This window comes from Vulcaniibacterium tengchongense, assembly GCF_003814555.1.
GTDB lineage: Bacteria > Pseudomonadota > Gammaproteobacteria > Xanthomonadales > Xanthomonadaceae > Vulcaniibacterium > Vulcaniibacterium tengchongense.
Genome location: NZ_RKQN01000007.1, coordinates 1 through 22,462, shown reverse-complemented (window position 1 = coordinate 22,462; position 22,462 = coordinate 1). Strand labels below are relative to the sequence as shown.

The 22,462-nt window shown below is 67.9% G+C and carries 16 protein-coding genes; 7 read left to right on the top strand and 9 right to left on the bottom strand.

Annotation, left to right across the window (positions count from 1 at the left end):
* Nucleotides 1-366: 366 nt before the first annotated feature.
* The 3 genes from EDC50_RS15490 to aceE all read right to left on the bottom strand — a co-directional run bounded on the left by EDC50_RS15490 (nucleotide 367) and on the right by aceE (nucleotide 6,223).
* Complete coding sequence (locus tag EDC50_RS15490; RefSeq protein ID WP_199742108.1) at nucleotides 367-1,338, bottom strand: restriction endonuclease subunit S; 972 nt, start codon at nucleotides 1,336-1,338, stop codon at nucleotides 367-369.
* On the bottom strand, nucleotides 1,335-3,191 hold the full coding sequence (locus EDC50_RS15485) for an HsdM family class I SAM-dependent methyltransferase (RefSeq protein WP_123771403.1): 1,857 nt from the start codon (nucleotides 3,189-3,191) through the stop codon (nucleotides 1,335-1,337). The genes EDC50_RS15490 and EDC50_RS15485 overlap by 4 nt, the downstream gene beginning before the upstream one ends.
* Nucleotides 3,192-3,520: 329 nt before the next feature.
* Nucleotides 3,521-6,223 carry a pyruvate dehydrogenase (acetyl-transferring), homodimeric type gene (aceE, locus tag EDC50_RS15480; protein WP_123771402.1) on the bottom strand — a complete coding sequence of 901 codons (2,703 nt, stop codon included), beginning with the start codon at nucleotides 6,221-6,223 and terminating at the stop codon, nucleotides 3,521-3,523.
* A 633-nt stretch (nucleotides 6,224-6,856) separates the two neighbouring features.
* Between aceE and EDC50_RS15475 the strand changes: the two genes are divergently transcribed.
* A complete protein-coding gene (locus tag EDC50_RS15475) occupies nucleotides 6,857-8,971 on the top strand; it encodes a TonB-dependent receptor family protein (protein ID WP_158635721.1) in 2,115 nt (704 codons plus the stop codon).
* A gap of 135 nt (nucleotides 8,972-9,106) precedes the next feature.
* On the opposite strand, the gene EDC50_RS15470 is transcribed toward EDC50_RS15475, so the two are convergent.
* From EDC50_RS15470 to rsgA, 3 genes are all read right to left on the bottom strand, one after another.
* Nucleotides 9,107-11,410 (bottom strand): NADP-dependent malic enzyme, encoded by a 2,304-nt coding sequence (locus EDC50_RS15470; RefSeq protein ID WP_123771400.1) that lies wholly within the window; start codon nucleotides 11,408-11,410, stop codon nucleotides 9,107-9,109.
* 113 nt (nucleotides 11,411-11,523) lie between these two features.
* Nucleotides 11,524-12,786 carry a flavohemoglobin expression-modulating QEGLA motif protein gene (locus EDC50_RS15465; protein ID WP_123771399.1) on the bottom strand — a complete coding sequence of 421 codons (1,263 nt, stop codon included), beginning with the start codon at nucleotides 12,784-12,786 and terminating at the stop codon, nucleotides 11,524-11,526.
* 5 nt (nucleotides 12,787-12,791) lie between these two features.
* Entirely contained in the window at nucleotides 12,792-13,916 is a 1,125-nt protein-coding gene (gene rsgA, locus EDC50_RS15460; protein WP_199742112.1) for a ribosome small subunit-dependent GTPase A, read from the bottom strand.
* A gap of 142 nt (nucleotides 13,917-14,058) precedes the next feature.
* On the opposite strand from rsgA, the gene EDC50_RS15455 reads away from it, so the two are divergent.
* The 6 genes from EDC50_RS15455 to EDC50_RS16465 all read left to right on the top strand — a co-directional run bounded on the left by EDC50_RS15455 (nucleotide 14,059) and on the right by EDC50_RS16465 (nucleotide 19,160).
* Complete coding sequence (locus tag EDC50_RS15455; protein WP_123771397.1) at nucleotides 14,059-15,306, top strand: aminotransferase class I/II-fold pyridoxal phosphate-dependent enzyme; 1,248 nt, start codon at nucleotides 14,059-14,061, stop codon at nucleotides 15,304-15,306.
* Between the two features lie 113 nt (nucleotides 15,307-15,419).
* Nucleotides 15,420-16,028 (top strand): SGNH/GDSL hydrolase family protein, encoded by a 609-nt coding sequence (locus EDC50_RS15450; protein WP_123771396.1) that lies wholly within the window; start codon nucleotides 15,420-15,422, stop codon nucleotides 16,026-16,028.
* Nucleotides 16,029-16,135: 107 nt separating this feature from the next.
* Nucleotides 16,136-17,062, top strand: coding sequence for a Grx4 family monothiol glutaredoxin (gene grxD, locus EDC50_RS15445; protein ID WP_123771395.1), 927 nt, complete (start codon nucleotides 16,136-16,138; stop codon nucleotides 17,060-17,062).
* A 24-nt stretch (nucleotides 17,063-17,086) separates the two neighbouring features.
* Nucleotides 17,087-17,794, top strand: coding sequence for a hypothetical protein (locus EDC50_RS15440; RefSeq protein WP_123771394.1), 708 nt, complete (start codon nucleotides 17,087-17,089; stop codon nucleotides 17,792-17,794).
* Between the two features lie 221 nt (nucleotides 17,795-18,015).
* On the top strand, nucleotides 18,016-18,576 hold the full coding sequence (locus tag EDC50_RS15435; protein WP_123771393.1) for a hypothetical protein: 561 nt from the start codon (nucleotides 18,016-18,018) through the stop codon (nucleotides 18,574-18,576).
* 422 nt (nucleotides 18,577-18,998) lie between these two features.
* Entirely contained in the window at nucleotides 18,999-19,160 is a 162-nt protein-coding gene (locus EDC50_RS16465; protein ID WP_158635722.1) for a hypothetical protein, read from the top strand.
* Nucleotides 19,161-19,336: 176 nt separating this feature from the next.
* On the opposite strand, the gene EDC50_RS15430 is transcribed toward EDC50_RS16465, so the two are convergent.
* From EDC50_RS15430 to EDC50_RS15420, 3 genes are all read right to left on the bottom strand, one after another.
* Entirely contained in the window at nucleotides 19,337-20,266 is a 930-nt protein-coding gene (locus EDC50_RS15430; protein WP_123771392.1) for a T6SS immunity protein Tli4 family protein, read from the bottom strand.
* 83 nt (nucleotides 20,267-20,349) lie between these two features.
* A complete protein-coding gene (locus EDC50_RS15425; RefSeq protein WP_199742109.1) occupies nucleotides 20,350-22,092 on the bottom strand; it encodes an alpha/beta hydrolase in 1,743 nt (580 codons plus the stop codon).
* Nucleotides 22,089-22,462, bottom strand: a 374-nt coding sequence (locus tag EDC50_RS15420; RefSeq protein ID WP_123771391.1) for a DUF2345 domain-containing protein, incomplete at its 5' end; no start/stop codon positions are given. The genes EDC50_RS15425 and EDC50_RS15420, both read right to left, overlap by 4 nt.

Genomic DNA, 22,462 nt, shown 5'->3' with positions numbered 1-22,462 from the left:
AGCCGGATCGCCGGGGCTCGCGGCCTCATGCGTGAAGCTCATAGCCTCGATGGTGAGCCAGGCAGCCCCGGCACCGGGACTTTTGGCCTCGGCTGTGAGGCTTCAAGGTTCAGGAGTGGAGCTGAGGAGCCTGACTGAAGGGGCTTCGAGCATCGAACGACATCGCGCGAACCGGACACCCGCTCTGATCCCTGTTTCCACGCCTGACGAAGAAAATGAACCTGACCCCATCTTCTGGACCCCATCTTCTGAGGCCCGCCCACTCCGCGCTGACAGGACTACCCCACGCTCGGAGAAAGTGCACTACGACCCGTGTTTTTACTCCTGTTTTGGAGCGGTCCACTCTGCCCCTTTTTGTTCGGACCACTATTCCTTCGCTTTGGCCGCGGCCTCGACAGCTGCACTAAAGGGCAAACCCCTCATAAAGTCCTCCATATAGGCGAAGTCGGGCTTACCCTGCTTGTCCACAGGCAGGCGTACGGTTGTCGCCTTCATTCGCGCCAGCGTCCACTTATAGCCATAAGTGAATCGCGTCCTTCCATGCTTGATTACCGCTGCAATAAATAGTTGAACCCAACGAGACATGGCGTGCTTAGGCATCAACACGTTGACATCGTCGCACGCAAAGTAAGGTTCATCTTGATAGAACGCGTTTCCAACGCTGTTCCCGTTATACACAACGGTTAGCGTCCCGGCCGGAAAGATGGGAGGAAGGTCAGCGAGGTCTGTAATCCCGTTGTTGCTTTCGCTAGCGCCCACGAATCTTGTAGTGCCCGCCGTTCGGTCGGCCTTCGTTACGCGCCGCCCCTTCACGATGTCGAAGAGATCCTGCAGCGCAAAATCGCGCCATCCAGGCCCGGTAGGATCGATGAAGGGGCGACGGTCGCTAGCCGGTTTTGCGAGGCCTTCGTGTGAAGGCAGTTGCACGGAATACACCCAATCGGGCACTTCCGACGGCACAAGCAGCGAGCCTAAAGTGCGATTTGCCTGCCGGCCGTAGGAGTACCGGTAGCGATTTTCCCAAATACAACGAGCCCACCAAAGCTTCTCGGCCAAAGACATCGCGGGATTTCGGGCCCTGAGTATCATCACGTCGCGCCCGCAAACGAACGGCTCAGGCTGCACGAACGACGCAAGAGGGGTTCCCCCGAGCGCGACCGAAATCTCTCCCGCCTGCGCTGGCTCCACGTCTACGGTTACGCGTGCCGATACACCATTGTTCCTTAAAGAGCGAGATACAAAATTGACGCCCTGAGGTGGCTCAACGCGCACGAGCGCATTGAGCTCAAGCGAATGTCCGTAGCGCAAGTCAAAGATACGATCAAGTCTCTGCATCATTCACCGCCCTCATCGCCATCTTGCACGCCACGCAATAGAAACAGTGCGTGGTCGAGCATAACCTTCTCTAGATCCTTCTGTGTAAGCGTTGAGTAGTCGGTCTCCATGTAAGCCTCCGCAACCCACTCGTCATCAGGGCCCACCTTTGCCAGCACTGATTCTCCTGGGTGAACTTCGCGATTGCGCCACGCCTCGATCCAACGATCCCTTATGGCTGGCCAAGCTCCGTCACGGTCAATTCGCCCGAGGTTCTTTACCTTCACGAATCCATCTTCGCGCCAGTATCCGAACCAGGACTTCTTGTCGGACGTTTTGTGCGGGATTCCGGCCCTAAAGACCATGATGCAAGTGACCACACCAACGGGGTAGAACACCTCGGGCGGCATCGACATGACTGCTTCGAGCGTATGTTTCTCCATGATGCTGCGCTTCTCTGGGGACTGCGCGGTGGCGCAAGACACAGGAACAATAGCGACACCAAGACCGCCCTTCTGCAGCGTGTCGAGCATATGTTCGACAAAGCGCAATTCTGAGAGGTCTTCTTTGGATTTCGCGTATGGCGGGTTTATGAGTCCGATGGTTGGCTTGTGCGCCTTAACAGCCTTCGTAATCGCTGCGTCAAAGCAAGAGCCCTGATATAGATTTGCCTTACCGTCGCCGCGTAGGATCATGTTTGATGCAGCTAGCGCATACATTCCTGCACGCTGTTCGACGCCGACGAGCCGCTGCTTTTTGATCGAATCGATTTCTGCTTTCGTCGTCGCAGTCTTGGCCATCTGCATCATCGCCGAGATCAGGAACCCACCTGTACCCGCGCATGTGTCGACGACCACATCATCCTTCGTCGGATTTGCAATCAGCGCGAACAGCTCAGTCACATGCTTTGGTGTCAGAACAATTCCAAGACCCTTGCCGTCCCCGCCGGTATATTTGAGAAACTCGCCGTAGAACTGCCCCACGACATCGAAATCGTGATAGATCGTCAGAAAAGGCAGTACGCGGTCAGCGAGGAGCCGCACGATCTCGTTCAGCAGGCCCTTCGGGTAACCCTTCGTGGGCTTGCGCAGCTCAGGTTGAACCTCGATATTGGTGAAGGGCTGCGTCATATTGTCGACCTTTTCGACAGGCAGCTTGGCCTTAGTAATTTCTCTTTTGATCGTCTGCATCCAGAATGCGGGCAGCTCGTCAGCGGGATACTTGTCGTAGGTCTCTCGGAAAACGTCGTTGCCAAGCGCAATGAGTGTTCCGGCGACGGCGAGCGGCTTTTCCTGCTCACTCATTTCCGCCTCGTCGCGCATGAATTCGTGCATCTCCATCGAGAATTGAATCAAGTCTCTCGTCCGCCCGGCCTGCACGGCCGGGTCGAATGACGCAGCGGCGATTAGGTCTGAAAGTGGCACCATGCGCTCAATTCGCGCGCCAGTCGGTGAACGCAGTTCACGCGGCTCGTTCTCACCTTTTGGAACGAGCATAAACGACCAACGACTTGACTTATTGCTACCACTAACCGCGATCGCAATTACGGTGTAATTCGGTGAGAGGAACCTCGCGTAATGAAGCACACCGTCGACGGCATAGTCGACGGGCCTTCCGCGATCAGCGGATTCATGAAACTTTTCCTGAGCCTTGCACTCGATCAGCACAACCATGTCAGGAGTGTCTGGCGCTGTGATGATGAATTCGGGGTAGCCCCGCCCGCCCTTTCCACCCTTTCCAGCTTTAGTCAGGGCCGTTCGAATGGCCTCAATGACCGACTGCTGTTTTTCAACAACCACAGCATATGGGTCCTCGTAATACCCGTGCTTTCGCAGCAGGTCATCCACCATGTCTTCAGTCACGCGCTCGTTAGCCATGTGATCTCGCAGAATTCGCCGCGTTGCAGCGGTTAGACTGATATGACTGTAACGGCAAGCCACGCACGCGCCGCATGTCCTCCCGCTTGAGAGACACGTCACGCATCGTTGCTTGCGATCCTCGGGCGAAAAGAAACCGCCGCCAAGATGCGCGACTTACACTGCCGTGCGCCCGCGCGGAGATGCGAAAGTGAATTTTTACCGAGGAACTTGAGAGCCGCTAGGGCTAAGGTGTGCTGCGGTGAGCACAGCACCCGAAGTGCTGTACTAGAGCCAGCTGTGCTGGTACCCACAAAAGGAGAAGCCCCACCTAGGCGGGGCTCTCCGTTTCAGACCGTCAGCGGATTGGGCTTGTCCACATCCAGCTTGTACTGCTTGATCGCCCTCGCCACATCCTTCGCCGTCATCTTGCCCTCCGCCGCCAGCGCCGCGATGGCGGCGTGGGCGATGTGGTAGCGGTCGACCTCGAAGTGGCGGCGCAGGTTGGCGCGGGTGTCGCTGCGGCCGAAGCCGTCGGTGCCGAGCACGGTGTAGCGCATCGGCACGAACTCGCGGATCTGGTTGGCGAACGCGCGCACGTAGTCGGTGGCGGCGATCGCCGGGCCCTGGCGGCCTTCCAGCAGCTGGGTGACGTACGGCTTGCGCGAGGCCTTGGCCTCGGGGTTGAGGCGGTTGAAGCGCACCGCGTCCTCGCCTTCGCGGGCCAGCTCTGTGAAGCTGGGGCAGGACCAGATGTCGGCGGTGACGCCGAAGTCCTTGTCCAGCAGCTCGGCCGCGGCAATCGCCTCGCGCAGGATGGTGCCGCTGCCCATCAGCTGCACGCGCAGCTCGCCCTTCTTCGGCTTGCCGGCGTCCTTGAGCAGGTACATGCCCTTGATGATCCCTTCCGCGGCGCCTTCCGGCATGTCCGGGTGCGCGTAGTTCTCGTTCATCAGGGTGATGTAGTAGTACTCGTCCTGCTGCTCGGCCAGCATGCGCTGCATGCCGTGCTGCAGGATCACCGCGACCTCGAAGCCGAAGGTGGGGTCGTAGCTGCGGCAGTTGGGGATGACACTGGCCAGCAGGTGGCTGTGGCCGTCCTCGTGCTGCAGGCCCTCGCCGTTGAGGGTGGTGCGGCCGGCGGTGGCGCCGAGCAGGAAGCCGCGCGCGCGCATGTCCGCGGCCTGCCAGGCGGCGTCGCCGATGCGCTGGAAGCCGAACATCGAGTAGTAGATGTAGAACGGCAGCATCTGCAGGTCGTTGGTGCTGTAGCTGGTGGCGCAGGCCATCCAGCTCGCGAACGCGCCCGCCTCGGTGATGCCTTCCTCCAGCACCTGGCCGGCGGCGTCCTCGCGGTAGTACATCAGCTGGTCGCGGTCGACCGGCTTGTACTTCTGCCCGTGCGGGGCGTAGATGCCCAGCTGGCGGAACAGGCCTTCCATGCCGAAGGTGCGCGCCTCGTCGGCGACGATCGGCACGCAGCGCGGGCCCACCTGCTTGTCGCGCAGCACGATGTTCAGCGCCTGCACGAACGCCATGGTGGTGCTGATCTCGCGCTCGCCGGTGCTCTTGAGCAGGCGGTCGAAGGCTTCGAGCTTCGGCACTTCCAGCGACTGGGTGGCCTTGCGCCGGCGCTGCGGCAGGAAGCCGCCGAGGGCCTTGCGGCGCTCCAGCATGTACTCGACCTCCGGCGACTTCTCGCCGGGGTGGTAGAACGGCACCTGGCCGTCCTTGAGCTGCTCGTCGGTGACCGGGATGTTGAAGCGGTCGCGGAACATCCGCACCGCCTCGTCGTCCATCTTCTTGGTCTGGTGGGTGGGGTTGAGCGATTCGCCCGCCGGGCCCATGCCGTAGCCCTTGACCGTCTTGGCCAGGATCACCGTCGGCATGCCCTTGGTGTTCACCGCCTCGTGGTAGGCGGCGTAGACCTTGTGCGGGTCGTGGCCGCCGCGGTTGAGGCGCCAGATGTCCTCGTCCGACAGGTTGGCGACCAGCGCCTTGGTCTCCGGGTACTTGCCGAAGAAATGCTCGCGCGTGTACGCGCCGCCGAAGGCCTTGCAGTTCTGGTACTCGCCGTCGACGGTTTCCATCATCAGCTGGCGCAGGCGGCCGGTGGTGTCGCGCGCCAGCAGCGGATCCCAGTAGCTGCCCCAGATCACCTTGATGACGTTCCAGCCGGCGCCGCGGAACACGCCCTCCAGCTCCTGGATGATCTTGCCGTTGCCGCGCACCGGGCCGTCGAGCCGCTGCAGGTTGCAGTTGACGACGAAGATCAGGTTGTCGAGGCCCTCGCGGCCGGCGACCGAGATCGCGCCCAGGCTCTCGGGCTCGTCGCACTCGCCGTCGCCGAGGAAGGCCCAGACCTTGCGGTCGCTCTTCGGCATCAGCCCGCGGCCTTCGAGGTACTTCCAGTTGCGCGCCTGGTAGATCGCGGCGATCGGGCCCAGGCCCATCGACACGGTCGGCAGCTGCCAGTAGTCGGGCATCAGCCACGGGTGCGGGTAGGAGCTGACGCCGCGGCCGTCGACCTCCATGCGGAAGTGGTCGAGCTGCGATTCGCTCAGCCGGCCTTCCAGGAACGAGCGCGCGTAGATGCCCGGCGAGCTGTGGCCCTGGATGCCGATCACGTCGCCCGGGTGCTCGCCCTCGGGGCCGCGCCAGAAGTGGTTGAAGCCGACGTCGTACAGCGTGGCCGCCGAGGCGAAGCTGGCGATGTGGCCGCCGAGGTCGCCGGGCTTGCGGTTGGCGCGCACCACCATCGCCAGCGCGTTCCAGCGGATGATCGAGCGGATGCGCCACTCCATCGCGGCGTCGCCCGGGCTCTTGGCCTCCAGGTGCGGCGGGATGGTGTTGATGTATTCGGTGGTGGGCGAGAACGGCAGGTACGCGCCGGCGCGACGGGTGACCTCGACCATGCCTTCCAATAGCTGGTGCGCGCGCTGGGCGCCGTCGCGCTCGATGACCGCCTGGATCGACTCGATCCATTCCCGGGTCTCGACCGGATCGGGATCGTTCTGCAGGAGGTCGTTGATGACGGCGTGGAGAGAAGTCATGCGTCTCGCGGCCCCGTGGCCGCGCCTCGGTATGTGGGGTGGGAGTTAGAGCCTCGATTCTAACAGGGCGATCCGGGCCGTCGCGGCGCAGCGGCGCGCCGCTGCGTTGCGGGCGCGCGGGCGCCGCGCGCGGCCGCGCCCCTACGGGGGCGCACGGCACGCGCGTTGCGCGATCTGGCCGCTGGGATGCCGCCATCGGGCGCGGGTTTACTTCAGGGTTGGCGTTTGCGCGCGCGGACGGACGCCCGCACGCGGGAGCGCTTGCCGCCGCCGCAGCGCGCGATGGCGCGGCGGCATGCCGCGCCGGTCGAAAGCGGCGCTTCGCGGCACCGGACACGCCGCACCGACGCGCGCTGCGGCGACAATGGGCCGCAGGCGCGCCGCGCCGCCTCCGTGTTCCCGCAACGGCTCCCGGTGCGCCGGGCCGCACCTTCGTTCGGCCTCGCGCTGCCGTGTCGATCGGCGCGCGGCAGGGCGAAGGCCGGGGCGCCGCTGCGTGGACGCGCCTGCATGCCGACGTCGACGTTCGTCCGCGGCGCTCGCGCACTGCGCAGGCGCACGCGCCCGGTTCACCCATCAGGACACGCCCGCACGATGCCGTTTCGATTCCCCCGCCCTGCCCGTTGCACGCCCTTGGCCCGCGCGAAGCCGCACCTGGCGCCGCTCGCCTGCGCGCTCGCGCTCGCCTGCGCCGCGCCCGCCGCGGCGCAACCCGGCGGCGGCGACGCCACCACGCTCGACCGGGTGCGGGTGCTGGGCGCGGCGCGCGCGCTGTCGGACTTCCCCGGCGCGGTCGGGGCCATCGACGGCGAGACGCTGCGCGCGGGCCAACGCCAGGTCAGCCTGGCCGAGACGCTGGCGCGGGTGCCGGGCGTGGGCGTGCTCGACCGGCAGAACTACGCGCAGGACCTGCAGATCCAGAGCCGCGGCTTCGGCGCGCGCTCCACCTTCGGCATCCGCGGGATCAAGCTGGTCGTCGACGGCATCCCGGCCTCGGCGCTGGACGGGCAGGGCCAGGCGGCGAACTTCCCGCTCGGCATGCTCGAGCGCGTCGAGGTGCTGCGCGGGCCGCTGGCGCTGCAGTACGGCAACGCCGCCGGCGGCGCGATCGTCGCCGAGACCGGGCTGGACGGCGCGCCGGGCGCCGCCGCCGAGGCCTGGGCCGGTTCGCACGGCAGCCATCGCGCCAGCGTCGGCGTGCGCGGCGCCAGCGCGGACCAGGCCTGGCGCTGGCGCGCGCTCGGCAGCCACTTCGTCACCGGCGGCGAGCGTCCGCACAGCGCGGCCGAACGCGCGCAGCTGGACGCGGTGGCGCAGTGGTCGCCGGACCCGCAGCGGCGCCTGCGCCTGGTCGCGGGCGGGCTGTCGCAGCCGTTCACCGACGACCCGCTCGGCCTGGCCCGCGCGCAGTGGCGGCGCGAGCCGCACGGCACCGACCCGGCCGCGCTCGCGTTCGACACGCGCAAGCGCATCGACAACGCCCAGGCCGGGGTGCGCTGGGAGCACGGCTATGCGCCGGGGCGTTCGTACTGGCTCGGCGGCTACGCGATCCGGCGCGGCATCGAGCAGTACCTGGCGCTGCCGGTGGCGGCGCAGCGCGCGCCGACCAGCGCCGGCGGCGTGATCGACCTGGACCGGCGCTCGGCGGGCTTCGACGCCGGCCACCGCTGGGAAGGCGCGCGCGGCGCGCTCGCGCTCGGCGTGGAGTTCGGCCGGCTCGACGAGGACCGGCAAGGCTACGAGAACTTCGTCGGCGAGCGCCTCGGCGTGCGCGGCCGCCTGCGCCGCGACGAGGACAACCGCATCGCCAGCCGCGAGGCGTTCGCGCTCGGCGACCTGCGCCTGGCCGAGCACTGGACCGCGCTGGCCGGCCTGCGCCAGGCGCGGTTGCGCTTCGAGTCGGACGACCGCTACCTCGCGCCCGGCAACGGCGACGACAGCGGCCGCATCGACTATCGCGAGACCGCCGCCTCGCTGGGCCTGGCGCGCGCGTTCGGCCGCGGCGAGGTGTTCGCCAGCGCCGGCCGCGGCTTCGAGACGCCGACGGTGACCGAGCTGTCCTATCGCCCCGACGGCGGCGCGGGCTTCAACCGCGAACTGCGCGCGGCCAGCTACGACAGCGCCGAGGTCGGCGCGCGCTGGCGCCTGGGCGAAGGCCTGCGCGCGAGCGTGACGGCGTATCGGATCGACGGCGAGGACGAGATCGTGCCGGCGGCGAACCTCGGCGGCCGCGCCAGCTACGCCAACGCCGGCCGCACCCGGCGCGAGGGCCTGGAGGCCGGGCTGGAAGGGCGCTTCGGCGCGCGGTGGTCGTATGCGCTGGCGGCGAACTGGCTGCGCGCGCGCTTCGTCTCGCCGTTCGCGTACCGCGTCTTCAACGGCGGCGCCGAGCAGGTGCGCACGGTCGAGGCCGGCAACCGCGTGCCCGGCATCCCGCGCGCCGACGGCTACGCCGAGCTGGCCTGGCACAGCGCCGGCGCGCGCCTGCAGGCGGCGCTGGAGGCGCGCGTCAGCGACCGCATCGCGGTGGACGACCGCAACAGCGAGTTCGCGCCGGGCTACGCGACCTTCGCGCTGCGCCTGCAGTGGCGAGGGCGCGGCGGCTGGCACGGCTTCGCCCGGGTCGACAATCTGTTCGACCGCGAGTACGCCGGCTCGGTGATCGTCAACGAAGGCAACGGCCGCTACTACGAGCCGGCGCTGGGGCGCGGGTTCACGGTCGGGATCGGCTGGGACGGCGCGGAGTGAGGGCGCGGCGGCTTTTCGGCGTCGCTGCCGCGCAGCCGGGGCCCCGTGGCGGTCTTGGACCTGCGCTTGAGGGCACGAGATGGTGCCGCCCGTCGGCGGCCCCAACGTCCCCGCTTGCGCGGGGCTGAGCCGGGCTCAGCCCCGTGCGGCGTCGAACGCGGCGCGGATCTGCGCGTCGACCGCGGCGATCGCGGTCATGTTGACCACCCGGCGCGGGGTCGAGGCCGGGGTGAGGATGTGCGCCGGCTTGTCCAGGCCCATCAGGATCGGGCCGATCGCCACGCCGTCGGTCATCACCCGGGTGATGTTGTAGGCGATGTTGGCCGCGTCGAGGTTCGGCATCACGAACAGGTTCGGCCGGCCCTTGAGCGCGGTGTTGGGGAACATGCGCCGGCGCAGGTCCTCGTCCCAGGCGGTGTCGGCCTGCATCTCGCCGTCGATCTCCAGCCGCGGCGCGCGCTGCCGGATGATCTGGTAGACGCGGCGCATCTTCGCCGCCGAGGCGTTGTCGTGGCTGCCGAAGTTGCTGTGCGACAGCAGCGCGACCTTCGGCTCCACGCCGAACAGCTTGAGGCGGTAGGTCGCCTGCAGGGTGGCCTCGGCGATCTGCTCGGCGCTGGGGTCGGGCTGGACGTGGGTGTCGAGGAAGAACCACACGCCCTTGTCGTTGATCACGCCGGTCATCGCCGCGGTGCCGGTGACGCCGCGGTCGAAGTCGAACACGCTGCGCAGGTAGCCGAGCTTCTTGTGGAAGCGGCCGACCAGGCCGCAGATCAGCGCGTCGGCCTCGCCGCGCTCGACCATGATCGCGGCGATCAGGGTGGGCCGCGAGCGCATCAGGCTCTTGGCCGCGGCCGGCGTCACCCCGCGGCGCTCGGTCAGCGCGTGGTACTGCTGCCAGTAGTCGTTGAAGCGCGGGTCGTCGTGGATGTTGGTCAGCTCGAAGTCGACCCCGGCGCGCATGCGCAGGCCGAGGCGCTTGATCCGGGTCTCGATCACGTCCGGGCGGCCGATCAGGATCGGGAAGGCGAGCTTCTCGTCGATCACCGTCTGCACCGCGCGCAGCACCGTCTCCTCCTCGCCCTCGGCGTAGACCACGCGCTTGAGGTCGCTGCGGGCGCGGTCGTACACCGGCTTCATCAGCAGGCCGGTGCGGTAGATGAACTGGCCGAGCTTCTCCTCGTAGGCGCGCATGTCCTCGATCGGGCGCGTGGCCACGCCCGACTCCATCGCCGCCTTGGCCACCGCGGGCGCCAGCATCACCAGCAGGCGCGGATCGAACGGGCGCGGGATCAGGTAGTCCGGGCCGAAGGTCGGCACCTCGCCGCCGTAGGCGCTCGCCAGGTCGGAGGACTCCATCCGCGCCAGCTGCGCGATCGCGCGCACGCAGGCCAGCTTCATCGCCTCGTTGATCACCGTGGCGCCGACGTCGAGCGCGCCGCGGAAGATGTAGGGGAAGCACAGCGCGTTGTTGACCTGGTTCGGGTAGTCGGACCGGCCGGTGGCGACGATGCAGTCCGGGCGCACCGCCTTGGCCTCTTCCGGCAGGATCTCCGGGTAGGGGTTGGCGAGCGCGAGGATGATCGGCTTGTCGGCCATGCTCGCGACCATCTCCGGCTTGAGCACGCCGCCGGCGGACAGGCCGAGGAACACGTCCGCGCCCTCGACGATCTCGGCGAGCGAGCGCTTGTCGGTCTCGCGCGCGTAGCGGCGCTTGTCCGGGTCCAGGTCGGCGCGGCCGGGGTGCAGCACGCCGTCGCGGTCGACCGCCAGGATGTTCTCCGGCTTCAGGCCCAGCGCGACCAGCATGTCCAGGCAGGCGATGCCGGCGGCGCCGGCGCCGGCGGTGGCCAGCTTCACGTCCTCGATCCGCTTGCCGACGATCTCCAGCGCGTTGAGCACCGCGGCGCCGACGATGATCGCGGTGCCGTGCTGGTCGTCGTGGAACACCGGGATCCTCATCCGCTCGCGCAGCTTGCGCTCGACGATGAAGCACTCCGGCGCCTTGATGTCCTCGAGGTTGATGCCGCCGAAGGTCGGCTCCAGCGAGGCGATGATCTCGACCAGCTTGTCCGGGTCGCGCTCGTCGACCTCGATGTCGAACACGTCGATGCCGGCGAACTTCTGGAACAGCACGCCCTTGCCTTCCATCACCGGCTTGCCGGCCAGCGGGCCGATGTCGCCCAGGCCGAGCACCGCGGTGCCGTTGCTGATCACCGCGACCAGGTTGCCGCGCGCGGTGAGCTCGCTGGCGGCGGTGGGGTCGGCGACAATCGCCTCGCAGGCGTAGGCCACGCCGGGCGAGTAGGCCAGCGCCAGGTCGCGCTGGGTCACCATCGGCTTGGTCGCGGTCACCTTGATCTTGCCGCGCGGGTGCAGGCGGTGGTAGTCGAGCGCGGCTTGCTTGAGGTCGTTGGCGGACGGCGGTTGTTCGGACATCAGGAAGGCGGCCACGGACGGGCCGCCGATTCTAGCGGCTTTCTTCCGGCGGGTTCTTTAACCGTGGCCCCGCGTCGCCTCGGCGGGCGCGATGTTGCGATGCGGCAGGCGCGCTACAGGTCCGGCACGTGCTCTTCGGCGACGATGCGGTCCAGGCGGATGCGGTTGACGAACAGCGAGAACGCGAGCATCCCGGCCAGGCCGCTGGCGCGGGCGATCCAGCGCGGCAGCCAGCGCGCCGGGGCCAGCACGCCGGACTCGAACAGCGGTTCGAAGCGCTGCACGTCGCCCAGCGTCATCTTGCCGGCGAACAGCCAGCGGCACAGCTGCAGCTTCTGCTGGCGCAGCGCCCAGCGGAAGAAGGTGTGCACGCCGACCAGGCCGCGCAGGTACACCGTGTCCTTGGTGAAGGCCGCGCCGCCGCCGGTCGGCACGCCGCGGAACACGCGCTGCGCCGAGGCGAAGCTGTCCTCCGGCGACTGGCCCGCGCCGAGGAAGTAGCGGAACACCTCGATGAAGTCGGCGCCGTCCAGCGCCATCGCCACCGCCTCGATGCGCAGGCTCAGCCGCTTCATCCGGCCGATGTCGATGCTGCCGGTGATCTGCTCGGCGAAGGTGGCCAGGCCTTCCTGGGTCGCGGTGGTGCGCGGCGAGGCCAGGCCCAGGCTGGCGAGCACCGGCTGGGCGCGGCCGTTGAGCGCGGTCAGCGAGTGCACGAAGGCTTCGTGCTGCAGCAGCTGGTGGCGGTCGTAGTCGCTGAAGGCGGCGCCGTGGCGCAGGCGGATGCGGGTGGCGCCGGCGGCGGCCTTGGCGATCAGGTCCGGGTCGAGCTCGACCTCGATCACGCGGCCGTCGAAGTAGTCGTCGAGGTCGCGCTGCAGTTGCAGCTGCAGCGCGGTCGCCGAGATCGCGATCTGCTCGGCCGGCGACAGCAGCTCGTGGTCGAGCTCGTCGGCGATCGAGATGAAGTGGCGCGCGGCCTCGCGGGTGCTGGGGCCGTTGCCGGGCAGCGGCTCGTCCGGCTGGCCGAACAGGCGCACCGAGTGCGCGGTGACCGCGCGCGTGCCGAGCGCCTCGCACAGCTGCGCGGCCTCGATCCAGCTGCGCGCCGATTCGGCGATGTAGGCGCCGAGCGGGTGCTGCGCGTCGGCGGCCGCGGCGATCGCCGCCAGCTCGGCGCGCGCGTCGGCGAAGTCCAGCTTCGGGTATTCGACCTGCGGCGGCCTGGCGGCGCCGCGCGCGTAGGCCTCCAGGAACTCGACCTCGATCCCCGCTGGCCAGCTGGCCAGCGCCAGCAGGCGGATGTCGCGCGCGGCCTTGACCATGCGCGCGTCGAGCGCGGCGTGGTGGGCGATGTCCGCGGCGAGCCCGGCCATGCGGTTCAGTGGCGCCCGTACTTGTCGTCCAGGCGCTTGTTCAGCGCCTTGCCGAGCACCTTCTCTTCGGCCTTCTGGGCGCGGCGGTGGGCGAGCTTGTCGGCGGCGCCGGCGACCTCGTCGCGCAGCTTGAGGTAGTGGGCGTAGCGCTGCGGGTCCAGCCGCCCGGACTCGATCGCGGCGCGCACCGCGCAACCGGGCTCGCGCAGGTGGGCGCAGTCGCGGAAGCGGCACTGCTCGGCCAGGGCCTCGATGTCGGCGAAGCTCTCGGCCACGTCCTCCTCGCCGGTGGGCTTGAGCTCGCGCATGCCCGGGGTGTCGATCAGGCAGGCGCCCGAGGGCAGCGGCAGCAGCGCGCGGTAGGTGGTGGTGTGGCGGCCGCGCGAGTCGCGCTCGCGCACCTCGCCGGTCTTCATCCGTTCGACGCCGAGCAGGGTGTTGGTCAGGGTCGACTTGCCGGCGCCGGAACTGCCCACCAGCACCGCGGTGCGGCCGGGCTGCAGCCACGGGTCGAGCGCGGCGACGCTGGCACGGTCCTTGGCGTTGACTGCGCGCACCGGTACGCCCTGGGCGGCCGGCTCGGCGAGCTCGAGCAGCGCGGCCAGCGCGTTCGCTTCGGCGTCCGCTTCGGCGGCGAGGTCGGCCTTGGTCAGCACCACCACCGGCTCCACGCCGCCGCCGCGCACCAGCAGCAGGTAGCGCTCGATCCGGCGCGGGTTGAAGTCCGCGTCGAGGCCGCAGACCACGAACACGGTGTCGACGTTGGCGGCGATCAGCTGCTGCTTGTAGTGCTCGCCGGCGGCGCCGCGCTTGATCGCGCTGTAGCGCGGCAGCAGGGCGACGATGCGGCGGCCCTCGACCAGCACCCAGTCGCCGACCCCGGCGCGCCGCTCGGCGGGGAAGCGCGGGCGCTGCCATTCCGGGAGCGACTCGGCGGCGAAGCCGTGTTCCGGGCCGTCGGCGACGACGTAGCCGTTGCGGTGCTGCTCGACCACGCGCGCCGGCTGCGCCTGCGGGTGCGCGGCCAGGGCCTCGGCCCAGCCGGGCAGGGCCGGCGCGCCGCCGTCGGCCGGCCCGGGCCAGCCGATGCGGCGCAGGGCGTCGGAATTCACGCGGGCGGTATCGGCCAGGACCATGCGGGCGATTCTAGGGGCTGCGACGCGGTTTTTTCCGGCCGCGGCGCGCGGTTCGCGCGCGCCGCGGCTGAACCGGTGCGCCGATTAGGCTAGTCTGGCGGGCATTCCCGCCCGTTGCCGCCGCCGTTCCGCCCCGATGCCCTCGCCTCCCGTGAAGACCCGCGCACGCCTGTCCGAAGTCCGTTACGAGATCCGCGGCGAGCTGGCGCGCCGGGCCCGCGAGCTGGAGGCGCAGGGCCGCCGCCTGATCAAGCTCAACATCGGCAACCCGGGCGCGTTCGGCTTCCGCGCGCCGGAACACCTGCAGCGCGCGATCGCCGACCGCATCGCCGACACCGACCCGTACACCCACCAGCAGGGCCTGCCGGCCGCGCGCGAGGCGATCGCCGCGTTCCACAAGCGCCGCGGCACGCCGAACGCGAGCCCGGAGCGGGTGTTCGTCGGCAACGGCGTCAGCGAACTGATCGACCTGAGCCTGCGCGCGCTGCTCGATCCCGGCGACGAGGTGCTGCTGCCCTCGCCCGACTACCCGCTGTGGTCGGCGGCGACCATCCTCAACGACGGCCGCCCGGTGTACTACCGCTGCCGACCGGAAAACGGCTTCCTGCCCGACCCGGACGAGATCGAGTCGCTGGTGTCCGGCCGCACCCGCGCGATCGTGCTGATCAACCCCAACAACCCCACCGGCGCCGCCTACCCGCGCGCGCTGCTGGAGCGGATCGTCGCCATCGCCGCGCGCCACAAGCTGCTGCTGATGTGCGACGAGATCTACGACTCGATCCTCTACGACGGCGCGGGGTTCGAGCCGGTCGCGCCGCTGGCCGGCGACCTGCCGTGCCTGAGCTTCGGCGGCCTGTCCAAGGTGCACCGCGCCTGCGGCTGGCGCGTGGGCTGGGCGGTGCTGTCGGGCGACCCGGTCGCCAGCGGCGATTTCCACCACGCGATGGACCTGCTCGGCGCGCTGCGCCTGTGCGCGAACGTGCCGGGGCAATTCGCGATCGAGGCGGCGCTGCAGGGCGAGGACACGATCGGCGCGCTGTGCGCCCCCGGCGGCCGCCTGTACGAGGCGCGCCGCGCGGTGATCGAGAGCGTCGCCGCCAGCCGCCACCTCGCGCTGGTCGCGCCGGCCGGCGCGCTGTACGCGTTCCCGGCGGTGACCGGCGCGGCCGCGGCCGGCTTCGACGACCACCGCTTCGCGCTGGAGCTGCTGGAGACCGAGGACGTGCTGGTGGTCCCGGGCTCGAGCTTCAACGTGCCCTACCGCAACCACTTCCGCGTCACCCTGCTGCCGCAGCCGGACGACCTGCGCGAGGTGTTCCGCCGCATCGAGCGCCTGCTCGACCGCTACGCCGGCGCGGCGGACGCGCGGGCCGCGGTGGCCTGACGGCGGGACCGGCCGAAGAGGAACGGGAAACGAGCGAGGTTTCGGTTCCCGGGCTTGTCGAACGGACCACGCGTTCTCCCGTTCCCCGTCCCTGACCTCGAGTTCCTGGCCCCATGCTCACCTACCTGGCCCTCGGCGACAGCTACACCATCGGCGAAGGCGTGGCCGAGGCCGGGCGCTGGCCGGTGCAGCTGGCCGCGGCGTTGCGGGCCGAAGGGATCGGGCTGGCGCCGCCGCGCATCGTCGCCACCACCGGCTGGACCACCGACGAGCTGACCGCCGCGCTGGACGCGGCCGAGCCACTCGGGTCCTGGGACTTCGTCAGCCTGCTGATCGGCGTCAACAACCAGTACCGCGGGCGCAGCGTGGCCGACTACCGCGGCCAGTTCGAGGCGCTGCTGCGGCGCGCGATCGGCTACGCGGGCGGCCGCGCCGACCGGGTGCTGGTGCTGTCGATCCCGGACTGGGGCGTGACCCCGTTCGTGCGCACCACGCCGGCGCGGCCGGAGACCGTCGCCACCGGGATCGACGCCTACAATGCCGCCGCCGAAGCGGCGTGCGCGGCGCACGGCGTGGCCTACGTCGACATCACCCCGGTCTCGCGCGAGCGCGGCGCCGAGCCGGCGATGCTGGCCGAGGACGGCCTGCATCCGTCGGCGGCGATGTACGCGCTGTGGACCGCGCGCGCGCTGCCGCAGGCCCGGCGCCTGCTGCGCGGCTGACCGCCACGCGACATCCGCCCGGCGCGCGCGGGCGAAAATGCCGCGCACGCCTTGCGCCCCTTCCCCGCCGCCCCCAACTCGGCCCCATTCCCACCCGGTGCTCCGCCATGTCCCTCGACCCCGCGCTGCGTTCGCGCATCGACACCCTGCTCCAGTCCAACCGCGTCGTGCTGTTCATGAAGGGCGCGCCGAACGCGCCCCAGTGCGGTTTCTCGGCCAAGGCCGCGGCGGTGCTGAACGCGCTGCTGCCGCAGGGCTACGCGCACGTGGACGTGCTGTCCGACCCGGAGATCCGCGAGGGCATCAAGGCCTACGGCAACTGGCCGACGATCCCGCAGCTGTACATCGGCGGCGAGCTGGTCGGCGGCAGCGACATCGTCGAGCAACTGGCCGGCAGCGGCGAACTGCACGGCCTGCTCGGCCTGCCGCAGCCGGACCGCAGCCCGCCGCGGATCACCGTCGGCCCGGCCGCGCTGCAGATGCTGCGCGGCGCGCTGGCCGACGCCGGCGCCGGCTACGCGGTGCAGCTCGAGTTCGATGCCCGCAACAACGCGCGCCTGCAGCTGGCGCCGGTGGACGCCCACGCGGCGGCGGTCGAGCTGGACGGGGTGCGCATCCAGACCAGCGTGCTGCAGGCGCGCCGCGCGGACGGCGTGAGCATCGACTGGGTGGACGACGAACGCGGCCGCGGCCTGGTCGTGCACGACCCGCACGCGCCGCCGCCGGTGCGGCAGCTCTCGCCGGCGGAGGCGGAGGCGCGGGTGCGCGCCGGCGCGCTGCGCCTGGTCGACGTGCGCCCGGCCGAGGAGCGCGCGCTGGCCGCGGCGCCGGTGGCGTTCGACACCCTGGACCAGGGCCTCGACGCGCTCGAGAGCCTGCCCCCGGATGCGCCGATCGCCTTCCTCTGCCACCGCGGCGGGCGCAGCCAGCAGGCCGCCGAACATTTCCGCGGGCTCGGCTTCCGCGAGGTCTACAACGTCGCCGGCGGAATCGATGCCTGGGCCGACCACGACCCGGCGCTGCCCCGCTACTGACCGCCGACGCGCGGGACCGCGACGATGCCGCTGGCCGCGTTGTGGCTGGCCGCCGCCCTGGCCGGCGGCGCGGACGAGGGGTTCTGGCCGCTGGCGCTGCCGGCGGCCGCCGGGCCGCTGGCCGAATTCGCCGAGATCGCCGACCCGGCTGCCCCGCCCGACCCGTATTCGGCCGCGCAGCCGGCGATGCGCTACCTGCTGCTCGCCGGGCACGGCGCGCGGGCCCGGCTGGTCGCCCGCGAACTGCGCGGCCACGCCGATTCCTACGGCCTGGTCCGCCTGCACGATCCGCGCGGCGAATTCGAGCCGGGCGCCTGGGCGCTGCGCGGCAGCGCGCTGCGGCCGGGCCCGGCGATCGCGCTCGACCCCGGCGGCGCGCTCGCGCCGGGCCGGACGCGCGCGTTCGCACTCGCCAACGGGCGCTGGCGACTCGTCGACGGCTGCGCCGGGGCCGCGGGCCAGGATTGCGAATTGCGGCTGGAACACGCCGGCCGGCGGCAGGTCCTGGCGCATTGGCGGCCGGACCCCGAATGGCCGGGCGGGCGCGGGTACGCGCTGAACTTCCAGGTGGAGTTCGCCGGCGACCTCGACCGCGACGGCCGCCTCGACCTGGTGCTGGGCGCCTCCGCCTACCGCGAGGCCGGCTGCGCCTATCGCTACCTGTTGCTGTCCGGCGTGGCGCGGGCCGGCGATCTGGTCGGCCTGGCCGGGCACGGCGCGGCCTGCGACTGAGCGGCGCGACCGAAGCCGGCCCGCGCGGGCCCGGAGTCGCTCGTCGGCGAGAGCGGGGAGCGCACCCGGCGCGACATCGCGTTCGCGGCCAGGCATCGAGCACAACAGGGCAACAACGCAGTAGCCTTCATCCCTGACTTTGTCAGGAATGACTGGTACGGCTGCTGGAGGCAGGTCACCACGTTATGCCGACCATCTCGATCAAGAGCAGCAAAATCATCATGAGCGCCCTCCTGCTGGCTTGCGCGCAGGCGCATGCAGCAGACTTGGCCTTTTGCCTGCCAGATGGTGCTCAGATTAAAATCGAGCCCCGAGGGAAATCACCGGCAGGCGCCCTCGAATATCGACATCGAAAGCAGGACCTCCAGATAGAGCCCGGCCTTCGGAAAGAATTGTCAAAGGCCGATGAGGCATTCGTGTTGAGTCGATGGCCCTTCACTTTCGAGGCAGCCCCTGCTTTTGCGGTTGTCACCCGCACGGCATCTAGATCGCAAAATACAGAAGGATATTGTGGTGCCGGTCACGAGGACCATATTTTACTCGTCAGCATTGACAAAGACGTAGTCCGTCTGCGCGACAAAGTCCTTGTCCAAAGCTGCCTTGAATCGATCTCGCTTGTATCTGACCGGGGAGACAGCCCCAGGGAAGCACTCTCGAGCTCAATCTATCCTGAGGTGGCCCGATTTCAAATCTCAACCCCCCCAGATTTCGAGATCAGCGATAAGCGAGTAATAATAAAAAACAATAAGCTGGTGATTGAAGACGTCGAGCAAGCCCCCTGATTTCGACTCGTTCACGGTTACAGTTGTCCGGCCGAGCTGCGTTTCCATCTCGCCGACGCCAGCGAATAGGCCGCAGGTAGAGATAATGGGCCACCGCCGTGCCCAAACCGGCCGGCCCGCACCTGCCCCCCGCGCGAGGTCTACGCGATGCAACGCGTCGGCCACTACGGCGAGGCAGCGCGCGCCGAGCTGTACTTGGACGCGTTGCGCGTGCCACAGCCCCTGCACGCCAGCGCCGGCGCTGGCTGCCGCCCGCTGCCGCCCCGCTGCCGCCGAGACTCCGGCGGGGCTGCCGACTGAGATGCGCGTGTTCAAGCCACAAAAGAAATGAAGGCGATTAATTGCTCTTCCCGCACCGCGCTCTCATCGTTGACATAATGGCGATAGCGCTTAGGACTTCATGTTCAAGGGAAGCTCCATTTATGCTCGACAATTTCCTTTCAATCAACTGCCAAACCCTGGAGCTCCCCGCGTTTGAAGCGCAGGCAATGGCCGAGGCAGCCAGTCCGATCGAGTTCCTTCGAGACAAAGGTACCGATGACGATCTTGGCACCTCGATCGGGCATCGCGTCCACCTGGAGTGACCCGCTTCGTATTCGGACAGCACAGGGCCGTGCGCAAGCAAGAAAGGAGGCAGTGCGGCCGTATTCAGTTCATGCACGGCTGGTGGCGGATCGTCATGGATCCGGCCTGACAGCTCAAAGGCCATGGGCTGCCGTAAACCTTAGCGAAAAAACCGCCGCTCTTCGTCAGCGACCAGTCACCGCCGGCGTAGCGTCGTTATAATGCCATCCCATAATCGCATTGCCTGTTCGTCATCCAGCGGCGAAGCGGCATAGCCGCCGTCCGCAAGTTGCCCGCCAGTAAACAATTCAAGATGAATCTTGGGCTCACTCTTGCTCTGCGACTTGCCTGTGGTTTCGGCGTAGAAACCGTGCTGCCTGGCACCGCCTTCGTCGAACCGGCCCAGCCATTGCTCGGCTGGCAGGCCGGCGAGGGACAAGGCACCTTTCTTCAGGGCTTTTGGATTAACGCCAAGACCGGCCAAATTGGCCTCGCCCCGTTCGATTAGAGACGGTTCGCCGTTGGCCTGGCCAAACGTGCTGAACTCTATCGCCAACATCAAAGGCTGCCCTTCGGCTCCTGCCCCGAACCGGAGATCGGCCTCCTCGTAATCGCTATCGACAGAAACAGCTACCGGACCTAGACAAAAGCCGTTGGCGCGGGCGGGATCCGAAACACGCGACACGTGCGGCACCAGCGCCCTTAAACGGCTTTCCGCAGGAGCGACTGGAGCGTCGAACGACTTGGTCCTGGCGACCACATGCGCGCCATCCACCAATAGGTGCAACTCGTGCACGAAGGAGTCGGCGATGTCCGGAGTCGCGTAGTAACGCAACAGGATCTGGCCGGGCGCCCAAACCTGCTCGGCGACCAACATAGAGGCATTCTTTTCATAGTTAGTCTGCACCGACAGCGTCTCGGCGCGTTGTTTTACTCTGGAATCGAAGGCTGCCGTATCAAGCCCCTCGCCAACCACCGAAACGTCAATGGTCTTGAAATCGGCATCGTGACCGAAATAGAAGGTCGCGTCTGCTGCACTATCCACCGCTGAATGGCGCTGCCGGAATTCCAATGGGAGTTCTATTAGAAAACGGCCGACGCAGTGCGTTCGCATATTCTGGAGCATGGATAGGGGCTCTCTTTCGCTGGATTGACATCCTGTCGTGAGCGTCAGGACCGCGAATGCCAGGGTTGGAAGGAATCGAGTCGTCACGTGGGAATTTTAGCCGCTGCAACGATCTTGCTCAGGCCGAAGAGCGTCGCCTGTTGAGCACGTTGATCTTTGTAAGAAGGCTCGTGTCCGAATCCGGTAAGTCGAAACTGCTGGCGTATCCGGTTCTTGTGCTTGCCTAGGAACAATGGTGCACGGCCAGAGCTCGTGGGCACCGTACCATCGCCACCGCCATCTTGTTTCTCGGCATGGAGCTCCCAATAGCTGCTTTGGTAGGTGCTTGCGGGAGCCATATAGCCATAAGCAGGCACGACCTCGAGCTTTCCTCCTACATAAAACGGATTGCTACCATCCTCCCTAACCTGATCGAAACGCATGTCGCGGACCTGGGCGGGAGTTGGGGCGGGACGCGAATCGGGCTTGATGCCCGCCTTCATCCGCCAGCACACAGTTTCGAAACTGGCCTGGTCCGAGTCGGCACCATAGTAGACATAAGTTACCGGGTGGTATTCGCCCTGGATCTGCTCATGGAAACTCTTGGCTATCCGCACGTTTGCTGCGTACTCGTCCCATGCGAGCGGTCTGCCACCTTCGGGACGCAGCCACTCTTCTCGGACCAAGCCCCACCAGCGATCCCGCTTCAGATAAATGTCTACGTAAGGGTCTGTAGACGGTTGCGTCTCGATGTCGCGGCCGTTGGCGTCCTTGATTTTCAGCCAGTTCGACCTGTACTCGCGCGAAGGTAGCAACTGCAGCGCGCCTGGCGCTTGCGAGAAGACGGCGGTCACCTCGCGCCCATTGCTGCCGATGACCAGACCGGCTACGAAGTCCTCATCGCGCATCCCGACTTTGCATCGGCGATAGGCGACCGCCGCGCCGACTGCCGGCATCACACCGTGTACGATCCCAGCGATCTTGTCCTGCATCCCGGCCATCAGCGCACAGCGGCGCGCGACTAGCCCCCCCATGGAATGGGTTATCAGGATCACCTGCTCGCATTTGTAGCCATTGCGGTTATTGGCGGCGATGACTTGATCGATGCGACCCTTGAGACGTTCAGCGGCCCGAGTATTCGAATCCAGCCAGTTGTAACCGCAGGCGTATACCGGCATCCGGAACTTGGCGCGTTTGAGCAAGTCATCCGAGGTCACCACCTCCGCTCGCGGCGAAACCCCGGCTTCACCGTCCAGATACCCAAGCGGGTTGAAGCCGCGCATCTGCATCGGGATGCCAGGGTGGAGCTTCGGCTCTGATGGACGTTCACCCGGCTTGGGGGCCGCACTCACCGCCGTGTAGAAAAAGTCCTGCCACCGAGCCGGATTGTAGCCTTGGCCATTCAGCCGATCCTCGAGCCAAAGCAGGAATTCATGGTAGCTGCTTTCGGCGATCTCGCCCCAGAAGCGTTCCTCTCGGTATTGACTCTTGTTGCTGACCGAACCCTTTGCCTTTCCCGGCACGTTGCCACGCGGATCGACCTGGGTTCGGGCCGGGTGCATCAAGCGTTGGCGCGCCGCAGGCCCGCTGAATGCCATTTTTCGAGCCAAGCCAAGGGGTTGCCCGAAGGTGGTGTCCAGACGCCACACCTTATTACCGTCCGTGTCCATAAGGTTCGACCCCATGATCCCTGGAACAAAGATCACGGGCAGTACATACGGAGGAGGGAGTACCAACCGCACCGGATCGAGCAACGCGGAGGAGGTCAGGCTCCATTCGTACCGCGATTGCCCTTGCGAGCCAAGCGCGCCGATCGCCTCCCTGGCTTTGTCGGGGGGCACGCTCACGACATCCCTCCTTCGGCTTCATCCAGGATATCGATCGAGAGCGTTTCTGGTCCCAAGCCCTTCTGCAAGTCGATGTTGCCCATCGCGTCCGTAACTCCATGGATCTTGGCGCCGTCGGCACGGGTGATGACGTAGCGCCTGTTCCTCGCTGGTTCGCCATCCGGGAACACCGCCTGAAAACGCTCGTTGAACTTGCTTTGCGGCCAGCCATTCATCTCCCGCGACAGCTGCGTCGGCCCGACGAACGACTTCTTGCCCGCGTGCACCTTGATCTCGCCCGGGCAGCTGACGACGAGGTGGCCGCCTTCGATCGTGATGCTCGCGCCGCCGGCGGTGGCCAGGCGCACCGCCTGGCCGGCCGCCAGTTCGA

Excerpts from the sequence above, each read along its gene's own strand:
- EDC50_RS15465 (WP_123771399.1), bottom strand. The coding sequence starts at position 12,786 with ATGGCCGGGCTCGCCGCGGACATCGCCCACCACGCCGCGCTCGACGCG.
- EDC50_RS15470 (WP_123771400.1), bottom strand. The coding sequence starts at position 11,410 with ATGTCCGAACAACCGCCGTCCGCCAACGACCTCAAGCAAGCCGCGCTC.
- EDC50_RS15435 (WP_123771393.1), top strand. The coding sequence starts at position 18,016 with ATGAGCGCCCTCCTGCTGGCTTGCGCGCAGGCGCATGCAGCAGACTTG.
- grxD (WP_123771395.1), top strand. The coding sequence starts at position 16,136 with ATGTCCCTCGACCCCGCGCTGCGTTCGCGCATCGACACCCTGCTCCAG.
- EDC50_RS15440 (WP_123771394.1), top strand. The coding sequence starts at position 17,087 with ATGCCGCTGGCCGCGTTGTGGCTGGCCGCCGCCCTGGCCGGCGGCGCG.
- EDC50_RS15490 (WP_199742108.1), bottom strand. The coding sequence starts at position 1,338 with ATGATGCAGAGACTTGATCGTATCTTTGACTTGCGCTACGGACATTCG.
- aceE (WP_123771402.1), bottom strand. The coding sequence starts at position 6,223 with ATGACTTCTCTCCACGCCGTCATCAACGACCTCCTGCAGAACGATCCC.
- EDC50_RS15455 (WP_123771397.1), top strand. The coding sequence starts at position 14,059 with ATGCCCTCGCCTCCCGTGAAGACCCGCGCACGCCTGTCCGAAGTCCGT.
- EDC50_RS15430 (WP_123771392.1), bottom strand. The coding sequence starts at position 20,266 with ATGCTCCAGAATATGCGAACGCACTGCGTCGGCCGTTTTCTAATAGAA.
- EDC50_RS16465 (WP_158635722.1), top strand. The coding sequence starts at position 18,999 with ATGCTCGACAATTTCCTTTCAATCAACTGCCAAACCCTGGAGCTCCCC.
- EDC50_RS15485 (WP_123771403.1), bottom strand. The coding sequence starts at position 3,191 with ATGGCTAACGAGCGCGTGACTGAAGACATGGTGGATGACCTGCTGCGA.
- EDC50_RS15450 (WP_123771396.1), top strand. The coding sequence starts at position 15,420 with ATGCTCACCTACCTGGCCCTCGGCGACAGCTACACCATCGGCGAAGGC.